This is a genomic window from Limnohabitans sp. (genome assembly GCF_044373035.1).
Classification (GTDB): domain Bacteria; phylum Pseudomonadota; class Gammaproteobacteria; order Burkholderiales; family Burkholderiaceae_C; genus Limnohabitans_A.
Window position 1 is genome coordinate 1 of record NZ_JBILQU010000168.1, and the last position, 3,951, is coordinate 3,951.

Sequence of the window (3,951 nt, forward strand, 5' to 3'; positions counted from 1 at the left end):
ACTCCGCCCCCACCGCCAACAACGCCATCACGCCCGAGCGCCTGGCCAAAGGCCAGCAACTGGTGACACAAGGCGACGCCACACGCGGCCTGCCCGCCTGCACCCAGTGCCACGGCGTGCGCCTGACGGGCGTGCAGCCCAACGTACCGGGGCTGCTGGGCTTGCCGCTCGATTACCTGAACGCGCAGCTGGGTGCCTGGCAAACCGCGCAGCGCCGCGCCCACGCCCCTGACTGCATGGCCGAGATCGTCAAGCGTTTGCCTGCCGAAGACTTGATCGCCGTGTCGAGCTGGCTCGCGCGCCAGCCGCTGCCTGCCGACACACGCCCTGCCGAACGTGCCCCTGCGGGGCCTGTATTGCCTGAATCCCTGCGCTGCGGCAGTGCTCCCGAGTTGTCGGCCACCGCCGCCAAGCCTCTGAATGGGAGCAAGCCATGAAGCGCCCATGGCAAGGCATGCACCCGGTCAAACGCCTGGGCTGGATCACACTGATCAGCCTGCTGGTGCTGGCCATGGGGGTCGTCTGGGACAACTGGGGCGACTTGGTTCTGCCCACCCCAACCACGACCAACGAAACAGCGCAAACCCCACAGGCCAACGCAGTCCAAATCGAGCAAGGCCGCTACCTGGCCCTGGCGGGCAATTGCATGGCCTGCCACACCACCCGGGGCGGCGCACCTTTTGCGGGCGGGCGGCGCATCGACACGCCCTTTGGCGGCGTGTACAGCAGCAACCTCACGCCCGACCCGGCCACGGGCTTGGGGCAATGGACTGCGCAAGACTTCTGGCAAGCCATGCACCGTGGCCGCTCCAAAGACGCTCGCTTGCTGGCCCCGGCTTTCCCCTACAACCACACCAGCGTCATCACGCGCCAGGACAGCGATGCCATCTTGGCTTGGCTCAAGACCCTGCCCCCGGTGGTGCAGGCCCCGCCGTCCCACACCCTGGTCTGGCCCGTGGGCACGCAGCCCGCACTGGCCGTGTGGCGCAGCCTGTTTTTTGAGCCCAGCCCTTTTCAGGCCGACAAGTCCCAAACCGCTGAATGGAACCGGGGCGCCTATCTGGTGCAAGGCCTGGGTCACTGCGCCGGCTGCCACAGCCCACGCAACGCGCTGGGGGCCAGCGGACCCGTCCGCGATTTGTCCGGCGGCCTGATGCCGGTGGTCAACTGGTACGCCCCCGACCTGACGCGCGATGCCGAATCGGGTCTGGCCAGCACCCCCTTGCCCGAGATCGTGCGCCTGCTGCGCACCGGCGGGTCGGCCACGGCGCAAACCAGCGGCCCCATGGGCGAAGTGGTGCAGCACAGCCTGCAGCACCTGAAAGAGGCCGACCTGCAGGCCATGGCGGTTTACCTGCAGTCAAGCGCCCAAAGCACACCCCAGCCCGCGCCAGCGGCGGCCAAGCCCAGCCGCATCAGTCTGCAAGTGGCCACCCAAGGCGCCAAAGTCTACGAACGCCAATGCCTGCAATGCCATGGCGAACAAGGCGAAGGCGTCAAAACCGCATCGGGCGAAGTGGCCTACCCCGCCCTAGCGGACAACCGCGCCGTGCTGCTGAAAGACCCCACCAACTTGGTGCAACTGGTGCTTTATGGTGGCTACGGCCCGGCGACCACAGGCCACCCCCGACCCTTTGGCATGCCGCCAGCCGTGTTGGAGTTGGACGACCGGGACATCGCCGCCGTGCTCACGCACTTGCGCACCCAATGGGGCAACCAGGCGAGCGAAGTCACACCCTTGCAGGTCAACCGCATCCGTGCCGCACAAGGCCAATGACGGCCCTGTAGAAGCGGTCTCCGGCCGCGAAACACGAAGGCAGAAAGGCCCATCGCGGTCAAAGACCGCTCCCACAGGCAAAGAATGCCATCGTGCGCTGTCATCTGTGCGAACCGATGAACGGGGGGATCCGGCTAGCATTGACGCATGAACACATCGCTTTACATCCTCACCGGCGCTTCGCGCGGCATGGGTCTGTCCATGGCCGAGCAACTGCTGCAAAAGGGCAACGCTCTGCTGTGCATCTCGCGCCATGCCAACCCCGATCTGGCCTCGGCCGCACAAAAGGCGAATGTCCCGCTCACTCAGTGGACGCACGATTTGGCCGATGGCCAAGGTGCCAGCGAACGACTGCGCGAGTGGCTGCAAAGCCAGAACCCAGCCCATTTCGCCAGCGTCAGCCTGATCAACAACGCGGGCGTCATCCCGCCCATCGCCCCGCTGCGCCAGTCCCAGCCCGCCGACCTGGCCCTGGCCCTGCGCGTGGGCCTGGAAGCGCCCATGGCCTTGACTGCCGCGTTCTTGGGGGCCACAGAAAGCTGGCTCCTGCCCCGCAAAGTGCTCAACATTTCATCGGGCTTGGGCCGTTACCCCATGGCCTCGCAAGCGGGCTATTGCGCTGCCAAAGCGGGCATGGACCACTTCACCCGCTGCCTGGCGCTGGACGAAGCCCTGCACGCCAAGGGTGCCAAAGTCTGCTCGCTCGCCCCCGGCGTGATCGACACCGACATGCAGGTGCAGTTGCGCGGCGCAGCTGGCGAATCGTTTCCGGACCAGTCGAAGTTTTTACAACTCAAAGCCCAGGGCCAGCTCAGCTCACCGGCACAGGCGGCCGAACAGGTGCTGCGCTTTCTGGCACGGCCCGATTTCGGACGTGAACCCGTGGCCGACGTGCGAGGCTAAGCCCTCATCCCCAAAAATGCAGTCGACGCGTATTTCGGACCTTGAGGGTCCGACGTTTCATCTCTTCGCGAAGCCACACTTGTCAGGCCGCTGTAGCCATTGCGACTGACACTGGTTGGCGTTGTACCCATCCCCATTTGTCAATTTTTTTAAATTTGGAGACCTCCCATGAGCCGTGAAGTTGTTGTTGTCAGCGGTGTGCGCACCGCCATTGGTACCTTTGGCGGCAGCCTCAAAGACATTGCCCCCACCGAGCTGGCCGCGCAAGTCGTGCGCGAAGCCCTGTCACGCGCAGGCACCTCAGGCCAAGACGTCGGCCATGTGGTGTTTGGCCATGTGGTCAACACCGAACCCAAAGACATGTATTTGTCGCGCGTGGCGGCCATCAACGGCGGCTGCGGCGAAGCCACCCCCGCGTACAACGTGAACCGCCTGTGCGGCTCGGGCCTGCAGGCCATCGTGAACGCCAGCCAGTCCATCTTGCTGGGTGACTGCGACATCGCCATTGGCGGCGGCGCAGAAAACATGAGCCGCGCGCCTTACGCCAGCCTGGCCACCCGCTTTGGCGCACGCATGGGCGACACCAAGATGATCGACATGATGGTCGGCGCCCTGCACGACCCCTTCCACAACATCCACATGGGCGTGACGGCAGAAAACGTGGTCGCCCAATACGGCATCACCCGCGAAATGCAAGACGCGCTGGCGCTGGAAAGCCACAACCGCGCCGAGCGCGCCACTTTGGAAGGCCGCTTCAAGGAACAGATCATGCCGGTCATGCTGAAAAGCAGAAAAGGCGACGTGGCCTACGCCACCGACGAGCACTTCCGCCCCGGTTGCAAGCTCGAAGACATGGCCAAACTCAAGCCCGTCTTCGTCAAGGAAAACGGCACCGTGACCGCGGGCAACGCCTCGGGCATCAACGACGCGGCCGCTGCCGTGGTGCTGATGGAAGCCGGCGCCGCCAAGGCCCGTGGTGCCAAGCCCATGGCCCGTCTGGTGGGTTACGCCCACACCGGTCTGGACCCCAAGATCATGGGCGTGGGCCCGATCTCGGCCACACATGCTGTGCTCAAGAAAACCGGCCTCACCGTGAACGACCTGGATGTCATCGAAGCCAACGAAGCCTTTGCTGCGCAGGCCTGCGCCGTGACGCGCGAGTTGGGTCTGGACCCGGCCAAAGTCAACCCCAACGGCTCGGGCATTTCGCTGGGCCACCCGATTGGCGCCACCGGCGCGCTGATCACCGTGAAAGCCCTGTACGAGCTGCA

Annotated in this window: 4 protein-coding genes; all 4 read left to right on the plus strand. The window is 65.2% G+C overall.

Features of this window, described 5'->3' with window-relative positions; all coding sequences use genetic code 11:
* A partial coding sequence (locus tag ACIQ47_RS15115; RefSeq protein ID WP_396438878.1) for a c-type cytochrome occupies positions 1–437 on the plus strand: 437 nt, incomplete at its 5' end.
* Complete coding sequence (locus ACIQ47_RS15120) at positions 434–1,777, plus strand: c-type cytochrome (protein WP_396438879.1); 1,344 nt, start codon at positions 434–436, stop codon at positions 1,775–1,777. The genes ACIQ47_RS15115 and ACIQ47_RS15120, both read left to right, overlap by 4 nt.
* 147 nt (positions 1,778–1,924) lie before the next feature.
* A complete protein-coding gene (locus ACIQ47_RS15125; protein ID WP_396438880.1) occupies positions 1,925–2,680 on the plus strand; it encodes an SDR family NAD(P)-dependent oxidoreductase in 756 nt (251 codons plus the stop codon).
* A 168-nt stretch (positions 2,681–2,848) separates the two neighbouring features.
* On the plus strand, positions 2,849–3,951 hold a 1,103-nt coding region (bktB, locus tag ACIQ47_RS15130; protein ID WP_396438881.1), incomplete at its 3' end, for a beta-ketothiolase BktB.

What these genes read in the sequence shown, in the direction of transcription:
- ACIQ47_RS15120 (WP_396438879.1), top strand. Translation starts at nt 434, where the DNA reads ATGAAGCGCCCATGGCAAGGCATGCACCCGGTCAAACGCCTGGGCTGG.
- ACIQ47_RS15125 (WP_396438880.1), top strand. Translation starts at nt 1,925, where the DNA reads ATGAACACATCGCTTTACATCCTCACCGGCGCTTCGCGCGGCATGGGT.